This is a genomic window from Rhodopseudomonas sp. P2A-2r (genome assembly GCF_026015985.1).
In the GTDB taxonomy this organism is placed as follows: domain Bacteria; phylum Pseudomonadota; class Alphaproteobacteria; order Rhizobiales; family Xanthobacteraceae; genus Tardiphaga.
Genome location: NZ_CP110389.1, coordinates 1,616,698 through 1,638,844, shown reverse-complemented (window position 1 = coordinate 1,638,844; position 22,147 = coordinate 1,616,698). Strand labels below are relative to the sequence as shown.

Genomic DNA, 22,147 nt, shown 5'->3' with positions numbered 1-22,147 from the left:
GGAACCCAGTGCGACGCGCAGCGCGTGATCGCCCCCGCGCCCGCCCGCTATTCGCCGGTCAGGCGGCGCGGACCGTGTAGAGGAACCTGCCGACCTCGTGCTTGAGCCGGTTGCTGTCGCGCGACAGCGACCGCGCCGCCGACAGCACCTGCGTCGAGGCCGCACCGGTTTCGGTAGCTCCGCGCTGCACGTCGGTGATGTTGGCCGAGACCTGCTGGGTGCCCTGCGCCGCCTGCTGGACGTTGCGGGAAATCTCCTGCGTCGCGGCGCCCTGCTCTTCCACCGCCGAGGCGATGGTCGAGGCGATTTCCGACATCTGGGCGATGGTGACGCCGATCTCCTTGATCGCGCTCACCGACTCGCCGGTCGCCGCCTGCATGCTGTCGATCTGCGCACTGATCTCTCCGGTCGCCTTGGCGGTCTGCTCGGCCAGCGCCTTCACCTCCGACGCCACCACCGCGAAGCCGCGGCCAGCCTCGCCAGCGCGCGCCGCTTCGATGGTCGCGTTCAACGCCAGCAGATTGGTCTGGCCAGCAATGTTGTTGATCAACTCGACGACGTCGCCGATGCGACTGGCCGCGGCCGCCAGCACGCCGATCCGCTCGTTGGTCTTTTCCGCCTGCATCACCGCTTCGCTGGCGATGCGCGCGGAATCCTGCACCTGGCGGCTGATCTCGTTGACCGACGACGCCATTTCCTCGGTGGCCGAGGCCACCGACTGCACATTGGTGGACGCTTCTTCCGATGCCGAAGCCACCGTGGTGGCGAGATTTTCGGAGCGCTCCGCCGTGGCGGTCAGGGTGGCGGCAGACGCCTCCAGCTCGGTGGAGGCCGACGACACGGTCTCGACGATCTCGCCGATCATGGCTTCGAAATCGCTGGTGATGCGGTCGAGCCGCTGACCGCGCTCGATCTTGGCCTGCGCATCGAGGCCGGCGGCTTCGTCAGCAGCGCGCTTGTCGATCAAGGCCTGTTTGAAGACCTGAAGGCTGTCAGCCATCATCCCCATCTCCGTCTTCATGCCCTGATGCGGCACCACGGCGGTGAGGTCGCCGGTGCCCAGCGCCGTCATCGGCGTGACGATCGAGGCAATGCCGCGTGATACGTCGCGCACGAGATAAATACCGACACCGACGCCGAATACAACGCTCACCCCGAGAATGACCGCAAGAACTCCGAACGCCGTTGCATAGTCGCTATCGGCAGCCTTGCCTGCGGCATCTGCGCCCCTGTTATTCAGATCGATATCCTTTTCCAGGGTGATATCGGCCGCTTTTCCGAGATCGTTGACCTTGCTTTCATTGAGGTCGTTCGCCTCATGGGGAATTTTGCCGACGCTGGCATGCGAAAGAGCGAGCACCTCCTGGGCGCCTGCTCCATAAGCGGTCCATTGCTCGCTCCATTTGTCATAGAGCGCCTTTTCCTCCGCAGAGGTGATCAACTTCACATAGCCGTCGCGGATCCTGGCGATCACCTGGACCACTTCGCTCAATCGTTTCTCGGAAGCAGCCTTGGCCGGCGCGGTCTCCGCCAGAATGTGCTTGCGAATAATATTCCGGTAATTGATGGTCTCGGCCCGCAATTCCGCGACGGCACGCACGCTCGGCAACCAGTTGGTCCGGATATCGGCGGCCTTGGCGTGGATCGACTGCATACTTCGGACGGCAAGCAATCCGAGCCCCGACATCGACAGCAGCAGAATGGAGATGACGATCGTCATCTTCATTCGAATTGAAAATTGAGAAAACATGTCGTTTCAGAATCCTGGTGTTCCGTGGTCAGCACCATCGAAGGCGAACCGAGGCGGCTCATCGTGCGAGACAAAATCCTCGCGAGAACCCTGCCGTTCGGGCAAAGCAGGCCCCGGGCGAACACGCTAATCCGATATTCATCACGAATTGCTAAATCGCAGACCCGTAGAATTACGAGTTTCCCACCAGAAACTACCGTCGGCACAACAGTTCGCACCGCGCCGTGAAGGCGCCGGCAAGCTGATGCGTCATTTGTCGGCTCTCGCGGTATTTAGATGCATATCTGGCGGCGAAACATCAGTAGCTTCGATGGAGTGCTGCCGTGTCAGAGGAGTGGACGCAGGCGCGCGCTGGGCCGACCGTCACGCGTCAGACAGGTCGTCGCCTGTCGGGGCAAGCGACGCGAGTTCATCGCAATGTCTTCAGGCGGCGCGAACCGACGCGAGGAACTTGCCGACCTCGAGCCTGAGGCGGCTGCTTTCTGACGACAGCGACTGCGCGGCTGAATGCACCTGCGACGAGGCCGAACCGGTCTCGCTGGCGCCATGCTGCACATCGGTAATGTTGGCGGAGACCTGCTGGGTGCCCTGCGCCGCCTGCTGTACATTGCGGGCAATTTCCTGCGTCGCTGCGCCCTGCTCTTCCACCGCCGAGGCGATGGTCGAGGCGATCTCGGACATCCGCCCGATGGTGGTGCCGATCTCCTTGATCGCGTCCACGGACTCCTGCGTCGCGGCCTGGATGCCGTTGATCTGGGCGCTGATCTCACCGGTCGCCTTGGCGGTCTGCTCCGCCAGGGCCTTCACTTCCGAGGCGACGACGGCGAAGCCGCGGCCCGCATCGCCGGCGCGAGCCGCCTCGATGGTCGCGTTCAGCGCCAGCAGGTTGGTCTGGCCGGCGATTGTGTTGATTAGTTCGACGACATCGCCGATGCGGGCCGCTGCCTTGGCCAGCTCGCCGACGCGGTCGTTGGTCTTCTCCGCCTGCGCCACTGCCTCGCTGGCGATGCGCGCGGAGTCCTGGACCTGACGGCTGATCTCGTTGACGGAGGACGCCATCTCTTCGGTGGCGGAGGCAACCGACTGCACGTTGGTGGAGGCCTCTTCCGACGCCGCCGCCACCATGGTGGTCAGCTGTTGCGACCGTTCGGCCGTGGCCGTCAGCGTGCCCGCCGACGCCTCCAGTTCGGTCGAGGCATGCGAGACGGTTTCGACGATCTGGCCGATCATGGCCTCGAAATCGCGGGTGATGCTGTCGACCCGCGCGCCGCGTTCGATCTTGGCGTCGGCCTCGATGGCCGACGCTGCATCGCTGGCCCGCTTGGCGATCAGTGCCTGCTTGAACAGCTCCAGCGCATCCGCCATCCCGCCGATCTCGGTCTTTTCGCCCCGGTGCGGCACCGTTGCAGACAGATCGCCTTCGCCGAGCGCCTGCATCGGCGAGGCGATCGAGGCAATACCCGCGGAGACGTCCTTGACCAGATAGACGCCGACACCAATGCCGACCGCCGCCGAGACGCCGAGAATGATGGCCAACAACGTGAACGCCGAATTGTAGCTCTCGGTCGCCCGCTTGCCCGATGCTTCGGCGCCGTTGTTGTTCATCTCGATGATCTTCAGCAGGACGAAGTCCGCCTTGGCACCGAGCGGATTGACAGTCTTGAGATTCAACTCATGCGCTTCGAGTAACCCCTTGCCGAGGTTCTTGCGGTCCAACGCCAGCAGGCTCTGGCTGCGGGAGAGGTAGTTTTCCCACTCCGTGGACCACTCGCTGTAGACGGCGCGCTCTTCCGCACTCGAAATCAGCTTTTCAAATTCGGAACGCTGATCGAGGATCCGCTTGGCAATCTTGTCGATGCCCTTGTCGACCGCTTCCAGCTGTTCGGCATTCTGCGCCAGGATGTGCGCCCGCATCAGGTTGCGATAGTCGATCGTCGTGGCGCGCAGCGCGCCGAGCACGCGAACGCTGGGCAGCCAGTTGTCCTTCAGCTCCGCCGCATTGGCATTGATCGTCTGCATCTTGCCAACTGCCAGCAGGCCCATGCCGGTCATCGCCACCAGCAGGAATGAAATGACGATGGTGATCTTGGCGCGAATGGAGATGCGGGCAAGCATGGTCGTGTCCTTTTGGCCGTGGGTCGATGGGCACGACACCAGCATTGGATTGGGACACTCTGCGGGTATTTTGTTAAGGATAAGTAGTAAGCGCGGTAAAGAAGTTCGATCGCTCCCTGCTTTCGACCAACCGCCAGCCGACGGCCTGCCCGACGACCGGCGCGCCGACCTTGCAGCGAATCGCGGGTCTCAGGCCGCGCGTACCGAGCTCAGGAACCTGCCGACCTCAAGCTTGAGTCGGCTGCTCTCGGTGGATAGCGACTGCGCCGCCGACAGCACCTGCGACGAGGCCGAACCGGTCTCGCTGGCGCCATGCTGCACGTCGGTGATGTTGGCGGATACCTGCTGGGTGCCTTGCGCGGCCTGCTGCACGTTGCGGGAAATTTCCTGCGTTGCTGCGCCCTGCTCTTCCACGGCCGAGGCGATGGTCGAGGCGATCTCGGACATCCGGCCGATGGTGGTACCGATTTCCTGGATGGCGTTCACCGACTCCTGCGTCGCGGCCTGGATGCCGTTGATCTGGGCGCTGATCTCACCGGTCGCCTTGGCGGTCTGCTCGGCCAGCGCCTTGACCTCGGATGCCACCACCGCGAAGCCGCGGCCGGCATCGCCGGCGCGTGCCGCCTCGATGGTCGCATTCAGGGCCAGCAGGTTGGTCTGGCCGGCGATAGTGTTGATCAGTTCGACGACGTCGCCGATGCGGGCCGCGGCCTTGGCCAGCTCACCGACGCGGTCGTTGGTCTTTTCCGCCTGCGCCACCGCCTCGCCGGCGATACGCGCGGAGTCCTGCACCTGGCGGCTGATCTCGTTGACCGAGGACGCCATCTCTTCGGTGGCGGAAGCGACCGACTGCACATTGGTGGAGGCTTCTTCCGATGCCGCGGCCACCATGGTGGTCAGTTGCTGCGACCGCTCGGCCGTGGCCGTCAGCGTTCCCGCCGACGCCTCCAGTTCGGTCGAGGCATGCGAGACGGTTTCGACGATCTGACCGATCATGGCCTCGAAATCGCGGGTAATGGTATTGACGCGCTCGCCGCGGCGGATCTTTTCCTCGGCATCGACCATGGCTGCGTCATCCGCGGCCTTCTTGTCGATCAGCGCCTGCTTGAACACCTGCAGCGCGTCGGCCATCGAGCCGATCTCGGTGGTCTCGCCGCGATGCGGAACCACCGCGCTGAGGTCGCCATTGCCGAGCGCCTGCATCGGCGTGACGATCGAGGCAATGCCGGAAGATACGTCGCGGACCAGGTAGATGCCGATGCCGATGCCGAGCACTGCAGCAATCGTCAGCGCGATCGCCTGCGCCATGAAAGCGAAATCGAATGTTCCGGCAGCGTATTTCCGGCTTCCGCCGCACCCTTGTTATTGAGGTTCACCGCCGCGACCAGAAGCTCCTCGGCCTTCTGGCTGATCGGATTGACCGTCTTGGAATGCAAGGTCTGCGCCTCGGCGGCAACCTTTCCGGCGCTGGCGCGGGATAGCGCAATCACCTCCTCGGTGCCCTTCTTGTAGACGTCCCACTGACGCTTCCAGTCGTTGAACAGCGCGCGCTCTTCCGGCGTGTTGATGATCGACTCGTATTTGTCGCGGGTTTTCACGTTCAACTGGTCCCGCTCGGCCATCATGCCGGCCATCCGGTCCTTTTCGCCGGCCGCTTCATTGAGCATGTGCTCCCGGATCATGTTGCGATAAATGCCGATGCCGACTCGCAATTCGCCAAGAGTCCGCACCTTCGGCAGCCAGACATTCTCGATTTCGGCAGCGCTGGAGTTGATTGACCTCATGCTGCTGACCGCCAGCATGCCCGACACCAACATGATCATCAGCAGGAATGCGATGACCGAGGTGATCTTGGCGCGGATCGAAAGCCTGGCGAGCATGGTTACCGTGTCCTCATTGCGCTGGGGTCGTTGGGCACGACACCAGCATCAGATTTGGACACTCTGGCGGTATTTCATTAAGGAGAAGTAGCAAGCGCGGTAACCAATTTCGATGGCTCCCTGCTTCTGTCCCCGCCATGGGCGGGGACTCTCGTCGGCCGTCCGGCCCGCCGCTGCGCGCCGGCCTTGCAGCGAATCGCCGGGTCTCAGGCCGCGCGTACCGAGCTCAGGAACTTGCCGACCTCCAGCTTCAGGCGATTGCTGTCCGACGACAGCGATTGCGCCGCCGACAGCACCTGTGACGACGCCGAACCGGTCTCGCTGGCCCCGCGCTGCACGTCGGTGATGTTCGAGGACACCTGCATGGTGCCTTGCGCGGCCTGCTGCACATTGCGGGAAATCTCCTGCGTTGCCGCGCCCTGCTCCTCCACCGCCGAGGCGATGGTGGACGCGATCTCCGACATCCGCCCGATGGTATCCCCGATTTCCCTGATCGCCCCCACCGACTCCTGCGTCGCGGACTGGATGCTGGAGATCTGCGCCGAGATCTCGCCGGTGGCTTTCGCGGTCTGTTCGGCCAGCGCCTTGACTTCGGAGGCCACCACCGCGAAGCCGCGGCCGGCTTCACCAGCACGCGCTGCCTCGATGGTCGCATTCAGCGCCAGCAGGTTGGTCTGGCCGGCGATGGTATTGATGAGCTCGACCACATCGCCGATCCGCGAGGCAGCCTGTGCCAGTTCGGCAACGCGGTCATTGGTCACGCGCGCCTGATCGACGGCCTGGCTGGCGATGCTCGCCGAGTCCTGCACCTGGCGGCTGATCTCGTTGACCGAGGACGCCATCTCTTCGGTCGCCGACGCGACCGATTGCACGTTGGTCGAGGCTTCCTCCGAAGCCGCGGCAACGGCAGTTGCCAGGTCCTGCGCACGTTCCGCGGTCGCCGTGAGCGTACCTGCTGAAGCCTCAAGCTCCGTCGATGCCGACGACACGGTATCGACAATCTCGCCGATCAGGGCTTCGAAGTCGCGGGTGATCTTGTCGACGCGCTCGCCGCGCTGAATCTTCTCTTCTGCCTCGACAGCGGCCGCTTCGTCGGCGGCCCGCTTGTCGATCAGCGCCAGCTTGAACACCTGAAGCGTCTCAGCCATCTTGCCGATCTCGGTGGTCTCGCCCTGATGCGGCACGACTGCGGTCAGGTCGCCCTGGCCGAGCGCCTGCATCGGCGCGATGATCGAGGCGATGCCTCTGGAGACGTCGCGCACCAGATAGATCGCGATGCCGGCGCCGATCGCGATGGCGAGGCCGAGGACGACCGCCAGCAGCATGAAGGCGTTGTTGTAGGTTTCGGTGGCCGCCTTGCCGGCCGCGTCGGCCCCGGCGTTGTTCAGCGCCATATCCTTTTCCAGAAAGGCGTCGGCCTTCTGCCCGAACGGATGAACTTCGCCTTCATTCAGCTGGATCGCCTCGTCGGCGCTGCGGCCAGCGTCGCGCCGCGACAACGCCATGACTTTCTGGGCGGCGGGTTCATACAGATCCCACTGCCGGCTCCATGAATCGTACAATGCGCGTTCGTCCGCCGAGCTGATGTATTTCTCGTAGATCCGCCGAGTCTTGTCGTTGTCCGCGAGGATTGAGGCAACCCGCTTCTCCACCGCCGCCTTGCCATCCGCGGTCTTTGCCAACAGGTGTGCCCTGATCGCGCTGCGGTAGGAGTATACCCCGGTCTTCAACGCACTGAGCGCACGCACGCTCGGCAGCCAGTTGGTTTGGATATCAACCGCGTTGGCGTTGATCGCCTGCATCTTGGTGACCGCGAACAATCCCACCGTCGCCAGGACAATCAATAGGAACGAAACAACGACCGTAATTTTGGTGCGGATGGAGTAGCTAGTAAACATGACCAGGTTTCCGTTTTGTCTGATGCCAGGCGACATGGCGGCAGTTCAGATTGCCGGGCTATCCTCGGCGCATAAGGTTAAGGCGGCGTGCAGGGACCCAGTACCTGCGCACATGACTTCCATGCGTGCGATAGCGGCCCTGAGCACCGATGCATCGGATTAATTCAACTGATGCGTACGTCATCGGACCAACGGCGCCTTGTTTACTTCATGAGCCTGAGCGCATCCTCAACGAATCCCGGACCGGCGAAATTCCCAGACTTCAGCGGCAGCAGCTTGGCGATCAGCACCGGACCCTGCCCGATCCGCGCGCGTGCCCAGGCGAGCGCATGCTCCACTTTCGCAATCTGCAGCAACTTCGCCTGCAAACAACTGCCGGCAAGGCACGCCGCGGCGCCGCCGACCGGCTCGCCTTCGTCGGTCCCGCATGTTGCAGCCGCCACCCGGCCCGCCCCTGCGCGCCGGCCTTGCAGCGAATCGCCGGGTCTCAGGCCGCGCGAACCGCACTCAGGAACTTGCCGACCTCCAGCTTCAGGCGATTGCTGTCCGACGACAGCGATTGCGCCGCCGACAGCACCTGTGACGACGCCGAGCCGGTCTCGCTGGCCCCGCGCTGCACGTCGGTGATGTTCGAGGACACCTGCATGGCGCCTTGCGCGGCCTGCTTCACGTTGCGGGAAATCTCCTGCGTTGCCGCGCCCTGCTCCTCCACCGCCGAGGCGATGGTGGACGCGATCTCCGACATCCGCCCGATGGTATCCCCGATTTCCTTGATCGCCCCCACCGACTCGTGCGTCGCGGACTGGATGCTGGAGATCTGAGCCGAGATCTCGCCGGTCGCCTTCGCCGTCTGTTCCGCCAGGGCCTTCACTTCCGACGCCACCACCGCGAAGCCGCGGCCGGCTTCACCGGCACGCGCTGCCTCGATGGTCGCATTCAGCGCCAGCAGGTTGGTCTGGCCGGCAATGGTATTGATGAGCTCGACCACATCGCCGATCCGCGAGGCAGCCTGCGCCAGTTCGGCAACGCGGTCGTTGGTCACGCGCGCCTGATCCACGGCCTGGCTGGCGATGCTCGCCGAGTCCTGCACCTGGCGGCTGATCTCGTTGACCGAGGACGCCATCTCTTCGGTGGCCGACGCCACCGATTGCACGTTGGTCGAGGCTTCCTCCGAAGCCGCGGCAACGGCGGTTGCCAGATCCTGCGCGCGTTCCGCAGTGGCCGTGAGCGTGCCTGCTGACGCCTCGAGCTCCGTCGATGCCGACGACACGGTTTCGACGATCTCGCCGATCAGGGCTTCGAAGTCGCGGGTGATCCTGTCGACGCGCTCGCCGCGCTGAATCTTCTCTTCTGCCTCGACGGCGGCCGCTTCGTCTGCGGCCTTCTTGTCGATCAGAGCCTGCTTGAAGATCTGCAACGCATCGGCCATCGATCCGATCTCCGTCTTCATGCCCTGGTACGGCACCATCGCGGTGAGATCGCCGCTGCCGAGCGCCTGCATCGGCTTGACGATCGAGGCGATGCCCAACGACACGTCGCGCACGAGATAGACGGCAACGCCAATGCCCAGCACCCCCGAGATCCCCAGCAACGCGGTCAGCATGAGGAACGCAGAATCATATTCCGCAGACGCCGCCGCACCGGTCTCGTCGGCTCCCTTGTTATTGAGGTCGATGTCCTTCTCGAGGGTAGTGTCGGACAGCTGCCCCAGCGGAATAACCTTGGTCTCGTTGAGATCCTGGGCATCTTGCGGGAACTTGCCGACGCTCTGATTGGACAGCGCCAAAACTTCCAGCGACGCCGTCTTGTAGACGTCCCACTGCCGAGCCCATTGGCTATAGAGGGCACGCTCCTCCGGAGACGAGATCAACTTTTCGTATTGAGCACGGAATTTGGCAAGATTCTCAAGAAACTTCGCCAGCCGCTTCTCGGCGTCCACCTTGGCCTCGACCTTCGGCGACAACAGATGCCCGCGAACAACGTTGCGGTACGAAGCGACGCTGCTACGCATTTGTCCCAGCAAACGCACGCTCGGCAGCCAGCTAGCCTGAATTTCGACCGCGCGGGCATTGATTGCCCGCATGTTCCGGATCGCCAGAAAGCCCATTCCCGCCATGCCGATCAGCAGGAAAGAAACGACCAAACTAATCTTGGCGCGGATTGAAAGGCGAGCAAACATGAATGAGGATTCCTCGGCGCAAACCGTTGGCGTGAAAATGAGCGATACTTTGTTATAATTCTGACGCACATGTCGGCGTCTGTAGAACAGCAGGCTGAAATCACGCCGACGTTCGCAACGGTAAATCTGTCAGACGAAGCTTAAAAAGAAGAGTAGTGTAAAAAATATATGAGCACTCTGGTGGTATCCTAGCGACTATTTCGGGCAGCGACGGTAGTTTGAAACCACCTCAAGCGAGCGATTTATTATCACCTTTCAAAACAGACCACCGCCAGTTGATCAACGCGACGGCATCCGTGAAAAATCCAGGCCCCTCGAAGTTGCCCGACTCAACGCCAGCAGCTTTCTGCCACCAATCGGACATATGGCGCACAGCTCCAGAACGCCGGGCGCAATCTCGGCGCCGGCAAGGAAGCCGGGGATGGCATTCTAAAACAAACTTATGTGAGTAATTTAGTATCTCTCTGCAAACAGGCCACCGTCAGTTCATCAAGGCGACGGCATCTGTGAAAAATCTGGGCCCGCCGAAGTTGCCTGACTTCAACGCCAGAAGTTTGCTGTCGCCAGTTGGACATATAGTGCGCAACACCGGAACGCCGGGCGCGATCTCGGCACCGACAAGGAAGCCAGGGATCTTGAGCCGGTCGACGACCGCACCCGACGTCTCGCCACCCGCGACAATCAATCGACGCACGCCGGACTGCATGAGCCCTTCAGCCAGATCGGCCATCGCCTGTTCGATCGCATGGCCGGCCGCATCGCGGCCATGCCGCGCCTGCACGGCGGTCACTTGATCCGGCGTCGAGCTCGATGCGATCAGCACCGGCCCCTGCCCGATCCGCGCGCGCGCCCACGCCAGCGCCTCTTGCGTTTCCGTTGGGCCAGCGATGATTTTTCCGGATCGAGGCGCAGCACAGGCATCACCCGCTCCGCCGCCGCGATCTGCTGTAACGTCGCCTGCGAACAACTGCCGGCGAGACATGCCGCGGCGCCGCCGACCGGCTCGCCCTCATCGGTCCCGCATGTTGCAGCCGCCACCCGGCCCGACGCCAGCAGCGCACGCGCCAGTCCAAGCCCAAGTCCGGACGCGCCGACCGAGACACGATGGCTCAACGCCACCGTGCCGATCGTCTCGAGGTCGAGGCCGAACACCGCGTCGGCGATGGCCGCGCCAAAACCCTTGGCAGCGAGTTCGTGCAGATGTGCCTGCACCGCCTCCGGCCCGCGCGTGACGGTGGCGAGATCAAGCAGGCCGATCCGCGTCGCGCTCTGCCGCGCCAGCACGCGCACAAGGTTGGAGTCATGCATCGGATTGAGCGGATGATCCTTCAGCGGGCTTTCGTTGAGCGGCACGCTGCCGACGAAGAGGTTGCCTTGATAGACGGAGCGGCCGGTCTCCGGAAAGGCCGGTGTCACCAGCACCATGGCGTCGCCACTGTCGGCGCGCAGCGCGTCCATCACCGGACCGATATTGCCCTTGTCGGTGGAATCGAAGGTCGAGCAGATCTTGAACAGCACGTGTTCGGCGCCGCGGCTGCGAAGCCACTTCTCCGCCGCGCGCGACCACGCCACCGCTGTGTCGGCGGCGACGGAGCGGCTCTTCAGCGACACCACGACCGCATCGACCTCGGGCAGCGCCAGATCGTCAGCGGGGATGCCGATGGTCTGCACCGTGCGCAAGCCGCAGCGGGTCAGGGTGTTGGCGAGGTCGGAGGCGCCGGTATAGTCGTCGGCGATACATCCCAGCGCCAGCGTCATGTCCTCGCTCCGGCGTAGGGTTGAAACCAGCCGAGCCCGGCGACCGTGTCGCCGGCCGGGCGATACTCGCAGCCGACGAAATTGTCGTAGCCCAGCCGGTCAAGTTCATCGAACAGGAACGGATAGTTGAGTTCCTCGCCGGGCTCGTTGCGCGACGGCACGCTGGCGATCTGGATATGGCCGATCAGCGGCAGCATCTCGCGGAGCCGCATGGTGACGTCGCCGTGCAGGATCTGGCAGTGATAGATGTCGAACTGCAAACCGACATTGGGAATTCCGAGGTCGCGGATCAGGTCGCAGGCAAAGCCGAAATCGTTGAGGAAATAGCCGGGCACGTCGCGCGGGTTGATCGGCTCGATCACCACGTCGACGCCGTGATCGCCGACAAAATTCGCGGCCCATTCCACCGATTTGCGGAATGCCGCCACCGCCTTGGGGTCGCGGCGATCGGCGATGCCGGCCATCAGATGCACGCGGCGAACGCCAGTGGCCTTGATATAGGGCAGCGCGGTCTGCACGCTGTGCCGCAACGCGTCGAACTTGTCCGGCCGCGCCGCAAAGCCCTTCTCGCCGGCATTCCAGTCGCCCGGCGGCAGGTTGAACAGCACCTGCTTGAGATCGTTGCGCTGCAGCCGCTCGGCGATGGCTTCCGGCGGATGCTCGTAGGGGAACAGGAATTCGACCGCGGTGAAGCCGGCCTTGGCCGCCGCATCGAAGCGATCGAGGAATTCGTGCTCGTTGAACATCATGGTGAGATTGGCAGCGAAGCGGGGCATTGAATGTCCTCTATTGTCGATCAGGCCGGATCGCCGGGCAGCTTGGTCCCGGTCACCTTGGCATACATCCGCGCCACCGAAGCATCGTCGTCGCGGCCCATACCCGATGCCGAGGTCATGAGGAACATCTGCAGCGCCGCGGCCGACACCGGCACCGGAAATTTCGCCGTGCGCGCCATGTCCTGGATGATGCCGAGATCCTTGACGAAAATATCCACCGCGCTGCGCGGCGTGTAGTCGCCGTCCAGCACATGCGGCATGCGGTTCTCGAACATCCAGGAATTGCCGGCCGAGGCGGTGATCACCTCGTAGACCTTGCGGATGTCGAGGCCCTGCTTCGCCGCAAAGGCGATGGCCTCGGACGCTGCGGCGATATGCACGCCGGCCAGCAGCTGGTTGATCATCTTGAAGGCCGCGCCCTGGCCGGCCTCGTCGCCCAGTTCGTAGAGCTTCGCCGCCATGGCATCGAGCGCCGGCCGCGCGCGGGCAAAGGCCGCCTTGCTGCCGGAGGCCAGGATGGTCAGCTCGCCTTCCGCCGCGCGCTGCGCACCGCCGGAGATCGGCGCATCCAGATAGTGCCGGCCGCTGGGTTCGAGCGTGCTGGCCAGGCGGCGCGCCACGTCGGGATCCATGGTGGCGCTGGAGACGAACACCGCCCCTTCGGCAGAGTTTCGGCGACGCCGTCAGCGCCGAACAGGATGGTTTCGGTCTGCGCCGCATTGACCACGACGCTGACCACGATATCGGCATTCTCCGCGGCTCCCGCCGGCGTGCCCGCGCCATGCCCGCCATCATCGACAAATCGTTGCACGGCGGCAGCTGACACGTCGCAGCCGGTGACGTGGAAGCCGGCGCGCTTCAGCGACAGCGCCATGCCGTAGCCCATGGAGCCGAGCCCGATGACGGCGACGCGTGGTTTCTCGGATGCGATAGGCATGCGGCATTTCCCCGGGTTTTCATGGCCGCCTTGGCGCGCGGCTTGGCCCTTCGGTATCACGGCTTGGCCATCCTGCCAAAGCGTGGGACAAGGCGCCACGGGGGCACGCCATGACCGACACACGACTGCGCGAAGAGATCTGCCGACTCGGCCGCTCGCTGTTCGACCGCGGGCTGACGCCGGGCTCGTCCGGCAACATCAGCGTGCGCTGCGACGACGGCGGCTGGCTGGTGACGCCGACCAACGCCTCGCTGGGCGCGCTCGATCCGGCAAAATTGTCGCGGCTGGGAGCCGAAGGCCGTCTGCTGTCGGGCGACGCGCCGACCAAGGAAGTGCCGCTGCACACCGCGCTCTACGCGACCCGCAAGGCGGCGCAGGCGGTGGTGCATCTGCATTCGACCCATTCGGTGGCGCTGTCGATGCTGCCAGAGATCGATCCGCGCGCCGCGCTGCCGCCGATGACGCCCTATTATCTGATGAAATGCGGCGCCACCGCTTTGGTGCCGTATTATCGGCCGGGCGATCCCGCCGTGGCCGACGCCATCCGGGGGCTGGCCGGGGAATACAGTTCCGTGCTGCTGGCCAATCACGGCCCGGTGGTCTCAGGCGATTCGCTGGAAGCCACGGTATTCGCCATCGAGGAACTGGAAGAGACCGCCAAGCTCTATCTGCTGCTGCGCGGCCTCAACCCGCGTTTTCTCACACCGGCGCAGGTGGCAGATCTCACGAAGACCTTCGGCCTGGCGCTGCCGACGCACGATCATCGGCACGATTAGCGCGATCGCGGGGCATACCGGCATTGCGAACAAACCGGGAATCAGCGAGCGTGATTCGTCGCCCCCTGGAATCGCCCGTGCTCGCGCCAGCCGCCTATCTCGATGCTCTCAATCCGGAACAGCGCCGCGCCGTCGAACATGGCGTGTTGTCGCACGGCGCGGCGCCAGCCGGCCCGCTGCTGGTGATTGCCGGTGCCGGCTCCGGCAAGACCAACACGCTGGCGCACCGGGTCGCGCACCTCATCGTCAATGGAACCGATCCCCGCCGCATCCTGCTGATGACGTTTTCGCGCCGCGCCGCCGCCGAAATGGCCCGCCGCGTCGAGCGCATTTCGCGACAGGTGATGGGCGACAAGGCCGGCGTGCTGACCGATGCGCTTCATTGGGCCGGCACCTTCCACGGCATCGGCGCGCGCATCCTCCGCGACTATGCCGAGCAGATCGGCCTCGATCCCGGCTTCACCATTCACGACCGCGAGGATTCCGCCGACCTGATGAATCTCGCGCGCCACGAGCTTGGCCTGTCCAAGACCGAGAGCCGCTTTCCCACCAAGGGCACGTGTCTCGCGATCTACTCGCGGTGCGTCAACGCGGAGACCGACATCGATCAGGTGCTCGGCGCGCATTTTCCATGGTGCGCCGGCTGGGCCGCCGAACTGCGAAACCTGTTCGAAAACTATGTCGAGGCCAAGCAGAAGCAGAACGTACTCGATTATGACGACCTGCTGCTGTATTGGGCGCAGACCATGGCCGAGCCGCTGCTCGCGGCCGACATCGGCGGCCGTTTCGATCACGTGCTGGTCGACGAATATCAAGACACCAACCGCCTGCAGTCGTCGATCCTGCTGGCGCTGAAGCCCGGCGGCCAAGGCCTCACCGTGGTCGGCGACGACGCCCAGTCGATCTATTCCTTCCGCGCCGCCACCGTGCGCAATATCCTGGATTTCCCGAAGCAGTTTTCGCCGCCCGCGGACATCATCACGCTGGACCGCAACTATCGCTCGACCCAGACCATCCTGGCCGCCGCCAACGGTGTGATCGAGCTGGCCAAGGAGCGCTTCACCAAGAACTTGTGGACCGACCGCGCCTCCGGCGCCAAGCCGCAGCTGGTGGCGGTGCGCGACGAGACTGACCAGGCGCGCTGCATCGTCGAGCGCATTCTCGACAACCGCGAAAGCGGCACCACGCTGAAGCAGCAGGCGGTGCTGTTCCGCACCTCGTCGCATTCCGGCGCGCTGGAATTCGAACTGACCAAGCGCAACATTCCCTTCGTGAAGTTCGGCGGCCTCAAATTTCTCGATGCCGCGCACATCAAGGATCTGCTCGCGCTGCTGCGCTTCGTCGAAAACCCGCGCGACCGCGTTGCCGGCTTTCGCCTGATGCATCTGTTGCCCGGCGTCGGCCCCGCCTCGGCGCAACGCGCGCTCGATGCCATGGCGGCCTCGCCCGATCCGGTCGGCGCGCTGATTGATGCGCCAGCCCCGCCGCGCGCCGGCGCCGACTGGCGCGGCTTCGTCGACACGCTCAGTGAGTTGCGCTCCGGCCGCGCCGGCTGGCCTGCGGAGATGGAGCGCGCGCGGCTGTGGTACGAACCGCATCTCGACCGCATCCATGAGGACGCCGCGACGCGTCGCGCCGATCTGGTGCAGCTCGAGCAGATCGCCTCCGGCTATCCGTCGCGCGAGCGCTTCCTCACCGAGCTGACGCTCGATCCGCCCGACGCCACCAGCGATCAGGCCGGCGTGCCCCTGCTCGATGAGGACTATCTGATCCTCTCCACCATTCATTCGGCCAAGGGCCAGGAGTGGAAATCGGTCTATGTGCTCAATGTGGTCGACGGCTGCATGCCGTCCGATCTGGGCACCGGCACCTCTGCCGAACTGGAGGAAGAGCGGCGTTTGCTCTACGTTGCGATGACCCGCGCCAAGGACGATCTCGCCATCATGGTGCCGCAGCGCTTCTTCACCTACGGCCAGAACCCGCAGGGCGATCGCCACGTCTACGCCGCGCGCACCCGCTTCATTCCCGACCGCCTGCTGCACCTGTTCGAACGTGTGAGCTGGCCGCTGGCCTCCACCGCGGCGGCGGCCCGCGTCGCCAGCCAGGGCGTCCGCGTCGACATCGGCGCCCGCATGCGCGGCATGTGGCGATGAACCTTCTAACCTCTCCCCGCCTGCGGGGAGAGGTTAAGAGGGCGCATCCCATTCCGGCACGCCCGCAAACCTTGCCACCAGGAAATCGATGAACAGCCGCACCTTGACCGCGAGATGCCGCGTCGGCGGATAGATCGCATACAGCGTCAGCGGTGGCGCCTTGTAGTCTGACAGGAAACTGCGCAGCCGTCCGTCGCGTAATGCGCGGCCGGCAATGAAGGTCGGCAGCAGCGCCACGCCGCGGCCCTTCACGGCGGCGTCGCACAGCACCTCGGCATTGTTGGCACACAGATTCCACGCCGGCTGGATCCAGTGATCGCCGTCCTTTCCCGTCAGCTTCCACTGATTGCCGGTGAGCAGGAAGCCGTAGGTCAGGAGCGCATGCTTACGCAGTTCGGCCGGCGTCGTCGGCTCACCATGCCCTGCCAGATAGTCCGGCGACGCACAGATCGCGCGATCGATGCCGACGATCTTTCGCGCGATCAGGCTGGAGGATTCCAGATCGGCAATGCGCAAGGTGACATCGAAGCCGCCTTGCGTTGGGTCGAGCTGGTCGTCGGACAGCACCAGATGGATCTGCAGCTCCGGATAATCAGCCATGAAGTCGGCCACTGCCGGTCCCAGCTGCAGCGTCCCGAACGACATCGGCGCATTCACGCGCAGCAGCCCGCGCGGCGTCGCCTGCGCCTGCGCCACGGCCTGATCGGCAGCGTCGAGATCGGCCAGCACCCCCAACGCACGCTCGAAATAGGCCTGGCCGTTCTCGGTCGGCGCGGCATGGCGCGTGGTGCGGTTCAGCAGCTGCACGCCGAGGCTCTGCTCGAGTTCGCCGACATATTTGGAGATCGCCGAACGCGACAGCCGCAACTGCCGCCCGGCCTCCGAGAAGCTGCCGAGTTCGACCACTTTGACGAAGGCGCGCAGGCTGGTGAGCTTGTCCATGACTGTCCTTGTCCGCTTTGGACCTTGTTCGCCGCACACACCGCTCCCCTCATGGTGAGGAGCGCGTCTTCGCGCGTCTCGAACCATGAGGGTGAGGAGCCCTCGCCCTTCGAGGCGGCGCAAGTGCGCCTCCTCAGGGTGAGGGCTTCAGCTTAATTGTCTTCGAATCATAGACAGTCATACCACGAAACACCAGATTGTCTTTGTTCCACGTCGGCCCAATTATCCCTGCAATGGGAGGCGCACCGCCTCCGCAGTCAGGAGACAGACCATGTCAGGCATCCACCACGTCACCGCGATCGCTGGCAACGCCTTGCGGAACTTCGACTTTTACACCCGGGCGCTGGGCCTGCGCTTCGTCAAGAAGACCGTCAATTTCGACGATCCCGGCACCTATCACTTCTATTACGGCGACGAGGCCGGCAACCCGGGCACCATCCTCACCTTCTTCCCGTGGGAGAATGCTGCGCCCGGCCGCGGCGGCGTCGGCCAGACCCAGCAGACCGCGTTCCGGGTACCCGCCCGCTCGCTGGGCTACTGGACCCACCGCTTCATCGAGAAGGGCATCGCCCATGAGGCGCTGGAAAAGCGCTTCGGCGAGTCCGTGCTGCCGTTCACCGATCCCGACTGCATGAGCCTGGCGCTGGTCGGCATCCCCGGCGCCGAAAACGAGGCCGGCTGGAGCAATGGCGACGTGCCGGCGGAACATGCGATCCGCGGCTTCCATGGCGTGACGCTGTTGCTGGAGAAGGCGGAGAAGACCAGTGCGATCCTCACCGACGTGTTCGGCTTTGCCGAGACCGGGCGCGAGGGCTCTATCATCCGGCTGAAGGCCGACGCAGCGCATGGCGGCATCGTCGACATCTACGAGGCCGGCGGCTTCCTGCCGGGGCGGCAGGGCGCGGGTTCGGTGCATCACATCGCCTTCCGCGCTGTGGACGACGCCGATCAGGCCGCCATGGCGAAGAAGCTCGTGCAAAAGCACGGGATGCATCCGACCGAGCAGAAGGACCGCAACTACTTCCGCTCGGTCTACTTCCGTGAGCCGGGCGGCATCCTGTTCGAGATCGCCACCGACATCCCCGGCTTTGCCGTGGATGAGCCCGTCGAATCGCTCGGCGAGCATCTGAAGCTGCCGGCGTTTCTGGAGAAGCATCGCGCCGAGATCGAAAAGGTGCTGCCGTCACTGGAAAGGGAAAGCGCATGACCGATCTTTCGCACATTCATCGCTTCGCGCCGGGCAACCGGCGCGAGGCTGCACCGCTCCTGCTGCTGCACGGCACCGGCGGCGACGAGAACGATCTGCTGCCGCTCGGCCAGGCCATCGCACCGGGCGCGGCGTTGCTCTCGGTGCGCGGCAAGGTGCTGGAGAACGGCATGCCGCGCTTCTTCCGCCGGCTCGCGGAAGGCGTGTTCGACGAGGACGATGTGCGCAAGCGCGCCAATGAACTCGCCGACTTCGTGGCCGCGGCGCGCGAGCGCTACGATCTCGCGGCACCGATCGCGCTCGGCTATTCCAACGGCGCCAACATCGCCGCGGCGATGATGCTGCTGCGTCCGGAAACGCTGGCCGGCGGCATCCTGCTGCGGGCCATGGTGCCGTTGCGCGACGTGCCGAAGGCTGAGCTGTCCGGCAAGCCGGTGCTGATCGTGTCGGGGACGTCGGACCCGATCATTCCGCCGAGCAATGCCGCGGCGCTGGCGGACATGCTGAGCAACGCCGGCGCCGATGTGCAGCAAAAGGTGTTGCCGGTAGGACATCAGTTGTCGCAGGCGGATCTGACGGTTGCGAAGGCGTGGCTGCAGGGCGTGGAACAAAGCACAACGGTTAGTGCAAACTGAGACTGTCGTCCCCGCGCATGCGGGGACCCAGTAAACACCAGCGCCGGCGGCCTATCACAGCCGCCGGCGTCTACTGGACCACCCGCTTTCGCGGGTGGTGACAATTGAGAGCGCAGTGACCATCGAGGTCTTGAACTCAGGCCCGTGCCACCTTCTTGCGTTCGATCGGATCGATTGCAATCACCCGCGCGCGGCCCATGCGCAGCACTTCCATCTCCAAAGTACGGCCGATGCGGTCGCGGTCGAGGATGCGGATCAGGTCGTCGACGCCGTGGACATCGACGCCGTCGAGCCTGGTCACCACGTCGCCGGGCAACAGGCCGGCCTTCTCGGCCGGACTGCCCGGCTCGATCTGCTGCAGCAACGCGCCCATCGCGTTGTCGATGCCGGCGATGACCGCATGGCGGCGCGGGATCGGCACGGTCTGGCCGGACACGCCGATATGGGCGCGGCGGACATAGCCGTGGCGGATGATCTCCGACAGCACGAACTGCGCGGTGTTGCTGGCCACGGCAAAGCAGATGCCCTGCGCGCCCTGGATGATCGCGGTGTTGACGCCGATCACCTCGCCCTTCGAGGACACCAGCGCGCCGCCGGAATTGCCGGGATTGAGCGCGGCATCGGTCTGGATGACGTCCTCGATATTCCGCCCGCTCACCGAGCGGATCGAACGGCCGAGCGCCGACACCACGCCGGCGGTCACCGTGGATTCGAAGCCGAGCGGATTGCCGATCGCCACCACGAGCTGGCCGCGCCGCAAGGTCCTGGAATTGCCCAGCGACGCATAGTGCAGGTCGCGCGCGCCATCGGCGCGCAGCAGTGCGAGGTCAGTGTCGGGGTCGACGCCGAGGACGCGGGCCTCGGTGACGATACCCTCGGTGTCGCGCAGCCTGATCTGTTTGGCGGCGCCGACCACATGGCTGTTGGTCAGCACCAGGCCATCAGGCGAGATCACGATGCCCGAACCAAGCCCGCCGCGCTGGCGGCGGCCGGGCTCCTTGGACCCGGTTTCGACCCGCACGACGGCAGGGCCGACGCGTTCGGTGACGTCGATCACCGCATTGGAATAGGCATCGAGCAGTGCGATGTCGTTCGGCGGAACGGGATCTATCTTTTGCGACGAGGGATTCTCGTCGAACTGTTCATGAGTGAAATCCAGCATGGCGGTTGTCCTTTGCCATGTCAGATGGTGGCGGGATTTGGCGGCGCAAGTGCAGCCCGCACCTTACGCAATGCTGTCATCCTCACGAAAGCGGGGATCCAGTACACACCGGCGCTGCGGCTCTATCACTGCCGTCGGAGCTTACTGGGTCGCCCGGTCCTTGCGCGCAACTGCGCGCGGCCGGGCGATGACAGCTGTGTGCGCGGCGGAAACCGCGGACTACAAATTCGCGCCGCTGAACAGGTCGCGATACCAGTCGGCCACCAAGGCCGGATTGATGCGGCCGTCGACCACGAACACGCCCTGCGCGCCGGCATCGACCCAGCGCCTCACCGGTTCGAGGTCGGCCACGCTGCGCACCACAACGCCGTCGGCGCCGTAGCCGCGGGCGATGGCGGCGAAATCGGTCACGGGGAATTGCGCCATGCCGGGCGCGTAGCCTTCCGGGCCGAAGTGGTGCACCTCGGCGCTATAGGCGCTGTCGTTGTAGATAAAGATGCAGATGCGCTTTTTCAAACGCACCGCGGTCTCCAGTTCCGCAATGGACATCAGGAAGCCGCCGTCGCCGGCCGCCAGCACCGTCAGCCGCTCGGGCTGTGTCACGGCCGCGCCGATGGCGCCGGCCAGGCCGAGGCCGATCGACTGGAACGCGATCGGGATGCACCAGCCGCGATAATCGGGTACCGAGAGATAACGCGCGACCCAGCCGACGAAATGGCCACCGTCCACCACGACGGTGCGGTCCCTGGGCAGGATATCGTCCAGCGCCTTGCTGAGGGTGCGCGGATCAATGAACTCGTCAGTACCGCTGTCCTCGTAAGGCATCCGGCGGTTGCTTTTTGTTTCCATGATCGCCGCGGTCTCCGGCGTGCGCCAGCCGGCGAACGGCGCGTCATTCTTCAGCGCGCCGAGCACCGCACCGGCGACCGCTGCGGCGTCGCCCTCCAGTTCGAGATCGACGGGGCGATGCACGCCGATGCGGCCCTTCTCGACATCGATCTGGACGAGCTGGGCATATTCCGAGATCAGCTTGCCCTTCTTGGTGGTCCACATGTTCAGCGACATGCCGAAGGCCAGGATCATGTCGCTCTGCGCGATCAGTTCCGCCGCGGCCGGCGACGAGAAGCCGCCGGCAATGCCCAGCGTCCATAGATGGCCGGCGAACATGCCGTGGGCCTGGATCGAGGTCGCCAGCAACGCCCCGATCCGGTCGGCCAGCTCAATCAGCAGCGGCTCGGCGTCGGCGACCACCGCGCCGTGACCGGCCAGAATCAGTGGCCGTTTGGCGTCGCGGATCGCTGCCACGAGTTCCTCGAGCCTGGCGCCGTCGAGCGGCGGCTTTGCGGTCACCACGGGATGTCGCTTTCCGAGATGCGCCCCGACCTCCATCTCCTGCACATCGACCGGCAGGCTGAGCACGACGGCCGTGCGATGCTTCAGCGCTAGCGTGGCGGCGCGCCGGGCATCTTCGTAGGCGGTCAGCGGATCGGCGATCTGCAGCCAGATCGCGCCGACGGAATGCACCAGCTCGGCCTGGTTGAAGGCAAAGGCGGAGTGCTTGTCGCCAAGCACCACGTCGCCGGCCAGCACCAGCAAGGGCGTATCGCTCTTCACGGCCTCGCCGATCCCGGTGATGGCGTTGGTGAGCCCCGGCCCGGCAGTGACGCTGACCACCGTGAGGTCGCGGGTCAGGCGCGCCGCCACGTCGGCCATCGACACCGCGCCGCCTTCATGGCGCGCGGCCGTATAGGCGACGCCGCGCTCGGTCAGCGCCAGCGTGACCTTGAAATTGGCGCCGCCGACCAGGCCGAAGCAGCGCTTCGCCCCCATATCGGCGATGGCGGCAGCCACCTCGCGCCAGACGGTCGAGGCGGTGGACGACTGCGGAGAACGAAGAAGAGGAGAAGTCATGAGGTCACTGGTCCCGATCGCGATGGCTTCGCCATTCAAGGATCGGGCCAAGGTAGTTTAGGTTTAAA

General features: G+C 64.7%; 13 protein-coding genes and 3 pseudogenes. 4 read left to right on the top strand and 12 right to left on the bottom strand.

The window, feature by feature from the left end:
* Nucleotides 1–58: 58 nt before the first annotated feature.
* The 9 genes and pseudogenes from ONR75_RS07750 to ltnD form a co-directional block, all read right to left on the bottom strand.
* Nucleotides 59–1,750, bottom strand: coding sequence for a methyl-accepting chemotaxis protein (locus ONR75_RS07750; protein ID WP_265082087.1), 1,692 nt, complete (start codon nucleotides 1,748–1,750; stop codon nucleotides 59–61).
* Nucleotides 1,751–2,173: 423 nt separating this feature from the next.
* Nucleotides 2,174–3,865: a methyl-accepting chemotaxis protein gene (locus tag ONR75_RS07745; protein ID WP_265082086.1), complete on the bottom strand. Its 1,692-nt coding sequence runs from the start codon at nucleotides 3,863–3,865 to the stop codon at nucleotides 2,174–2,176.
* A gap of 189 nt (nucleotides 3,866–4,054) precedes the next feature.
* Nucleotides 4,055–5,745, bottom strand: a pseudogene (locus ONR75_RS07740) (methyl-accepting chemotaxis protein).
* A gap of 206 nt (nucleotides 5,746–5,951) precedes the next feature.
* Nucleotides 5,952–7,643: a methyl-accepting chemotaxis protein gene (locus ONR75_RS07735; RefSeq protein ID WP_265082085.1), complete on the bottom strand. Its 1,692-nt coding sequence runs from the start codon at nucleotides 7,641–7,643 to the stop codon at nucleotides 5,952–5,954.
* 203 nt (nucleotides 7,644–7,846) lie between these two features.
* Nucleotides 7,847–8,086, bottom strand: coding sequence for a hypothetical protein (locus ONR75_RS07730; protein ID WP_413776449.1), 240 nt, complete (start codon nucleotides 8,084–8,086; stop codon nucleotides 7,847–7,849).
* A gap of 44 nt (nucleotides 8,087–8,130) precedes the next feature.
* Nucleotides 8,131–9,822 (bottom strand): methyl-accepting chemotaxis protein, encoded by a 1,692-nt coding sequence (locus tag ONR75_RS07725; RefSeq protein ID WP_265082084.1) that lies wholly within the window; start codon nucleotides 9,820–9,822, stop codon nucleotides 8,131–8,133.
* Between the two features lie 481 nt (nucleotides 9,823–10,303).
* A pseudogene (gene otnK / locus ONR75_RS07720) lies at nucleotides 10,304–11,580 on the bottom strand (3-oxo-tetronate kinase).
* Nucleotides 11,577–12,356, bottom strand: coding sequence for a 2-oxo-tetronate isomerase (otnI, locus tag ONR75_RS07715; protein WP_265082083.1), 780 nt, complete (start codon nucleotides 12,354–12,356; stop codon nucleotides 11,577–11,579). Before otnI ends, otnK begins: the two are co-directional and overlap by 4 nt.
* Before the next feature lie 20 nt (nucleotides 12,357–12,376).
* Nucleotides 12,377–13,293: pseudogene (gene ltnD, locus ONR75_RS07710) on the bottom strand (L-threonate dehydrogenase).
* 110 nt (nucleotides 13,294–13,403) lie between these two features.
* Between ltnD and ONR75_RS07705 the strand changes: the two are divergent.
* Nucleotides 13,404–14,069 carry an aldolase gene (locus tag ONR75_RS07705; RefSeq protein ID WP_265082082.1) on the top strand — a complete coding sequence of 222 codons (666 nt, stop codon included), beginning with the start codon at nucleotides 13,404–13,406 and terminating at the stop codon, nucleotides 14,067–14,069.
* Between the two features lie 77 nt (nucleotides 14,070–14,146).
* Entirely contained in the window at nucleotides 14,147–16,222 is a 2,076-nt protein-coding gene (locus ONR75_RS07700) for an ATP-dependent helicase (RefSeq protein WP_265082081.1), read from the top strand.
* A gap of 33 nt (nucleotides 16,223–16,255) precedes the next feature.
* Here ONR75_RS07700 and ONR75_RS07695 read toward each other — a convergent pair whose 3' ends face one another.
* A complete protein-coding gene (locus ONR75_RS07695) occupies nucleotides 16,256–17,164 on the bottom strand; it encodes a LysR family transcriptional regulator (protein ID WP_265082080.1) in 909 nt (302 codons plus the stop codon).
* A gap of 271 nt (nucleotides 17,165–17,435) precedes the next feature.
* Here ONR75_RS07695 and ONR75_RS07690 point away from each other — a divergent pair, with 271 nt between their 5' ends.
* Nucleotides 17,436–18,371: a ring-cleaving dioxygenase gene (locus ONR75_RS07690; RefSeq protein ID WP_265082079.1), complete on the top strand. Its 936-nt coding sequence runs from the start codon at nucleotides 17,436–17,438 to the stop codon at nucleotides 18,369–18,371.
* Nucleotides 18,368–19,006: an alpha/beta hydrolase gene (locus ONR75_RS07685; RefSeq protein ID WP_265082078.1), complete on the top strand. Its 639-nt coding sequence runs from the start codon at nucleotides 18,368–18,370 to the stop codon at nucleotides 19,004–19,006. The genes ONR75_RS07690 and ONR75_RS07685 overlap by 4 nt, the downstream gene beginning before the upstream one ends.
* Nucleotides 19,007–19,142: 136 nt before the next feature.
* Here ONR75_RS07685 and ONR75_RS07680 read toward each other — a convergent pair whose 3' ends face one another.
* Together ONR75_RS07680 and ONR75_RS07675 are read right to left on the bottom strand one after the other, a co-directional pair.
* Nucleotides 19,143–20,168 carry a S1C family serine protease gene (locus ONR75_RS07680; protein WP_265082077.1) on the bottom strand — a complete coding sequence of 342 codons (1,026 nt, stop codon included), beginning with the start codon at nucleotides 20,166–20,168 and terminating at the stop codon, nucleotides 19,143–19,145.
* Between the two features lie 219 nt (nucleotides 20,169–20,387).
* Nucleotides 20,388–22,079 carry a thiamine pyrophosphate-binding protein gene (locus ONR75_RS07675; protein WP_265082076.1) on the bottom strand — a complete coding sequence of 564 codons (1,692 nt, stop codon included), beginning with the start codon at nucleotides 22,077–22,079 and terminating at the stop codon, nucleotides 20,388–20,390.
* Nucleotides 22,080–22,147: the final 68 nt, after the last annotated feature.

Excerpts from the sequence above, each read along its gene's own strand:
- ONR75_RS07750 (WP_265082087.1), bottom strand. The coding sequence starts at position 1,750 with ATGTTTTCTCAATTTTCAATTCGAATGAAGATGACGATCGTCATCTCC.
- ONR75_RS07745 (WP_265082086.1), bottom strand. The coding sequence starts at position 3,865 with ATGCTTGCCCGCATCTCCATTCGCGCCAAGATCACCATCGTCATTTCA.
- ONR75_RS07735 (WP_265082085.1), bottom strand. The coding sequence starts at position 7,643 with ATGTTTACTAGCTACTCCATCCGCACCAAAATTACGGTCGTTGTTTCG.
- ONR75_RS07725 (WP_265082084.1), bottom strand. The coding sequence starts at position 9,822 with ATGTTTGCTCGCCTTTCAATCCGCGCCAAGATTAGTTTGGTCGTTTCT.
- otnI (WP_265082083.1), bottom strand. The coding sequence starts at position 12,356 with ATGCCCCGCTTCGCTGCCAATCTCACCATGATGTTCAACGAGCACGAA.
- ONR75_RS07705 (WP_265082082.1), top strand. The coding sequence starts at position 13,404 with ATGACCGACACACGACTGCGCGAAGAGATCTGCCGACTCGGCCGCTCG.
- ONR75_RS07695 (WP_265082080.1), bottom strand. The coding sequence starts at position 17,164 with ATGGACAAGCTCACCAGCCTGCGCGCCTTCGTCAAAGTGGTCGAACTC.
- ONR75_RS07690 (WP_265082079.1), top strand. The coding sequence starts at position 17,436 with ATGTCAGGCATCCACCACGTCACCGCGATCGCTGGCAACGCCTTGCGG.
- ONR75_RS07685 (WP_265082078.1), top strand. The coding sequence starts at position 18,368 with ATGACCGATCTTTCGCACATTCATCGCTTCGCGCCGGGCAACCGGCGC.
- ONR75_RS07680 (WP_265082077.1), bottom strand. The coding sequence starts at position 20,168 with ATGCTGGATTTCACTCATGAACAGTTCGACGAGAATCCCTCGTCGCAA.
- ONR75_RS07675 (WP_265082076.1), bottom strand. The coding sequence starts at position 22,079 with ATGACTTCTCCTCTTCTTCGTTCTCCGCAGTCGTCCACCGCCTCGACC.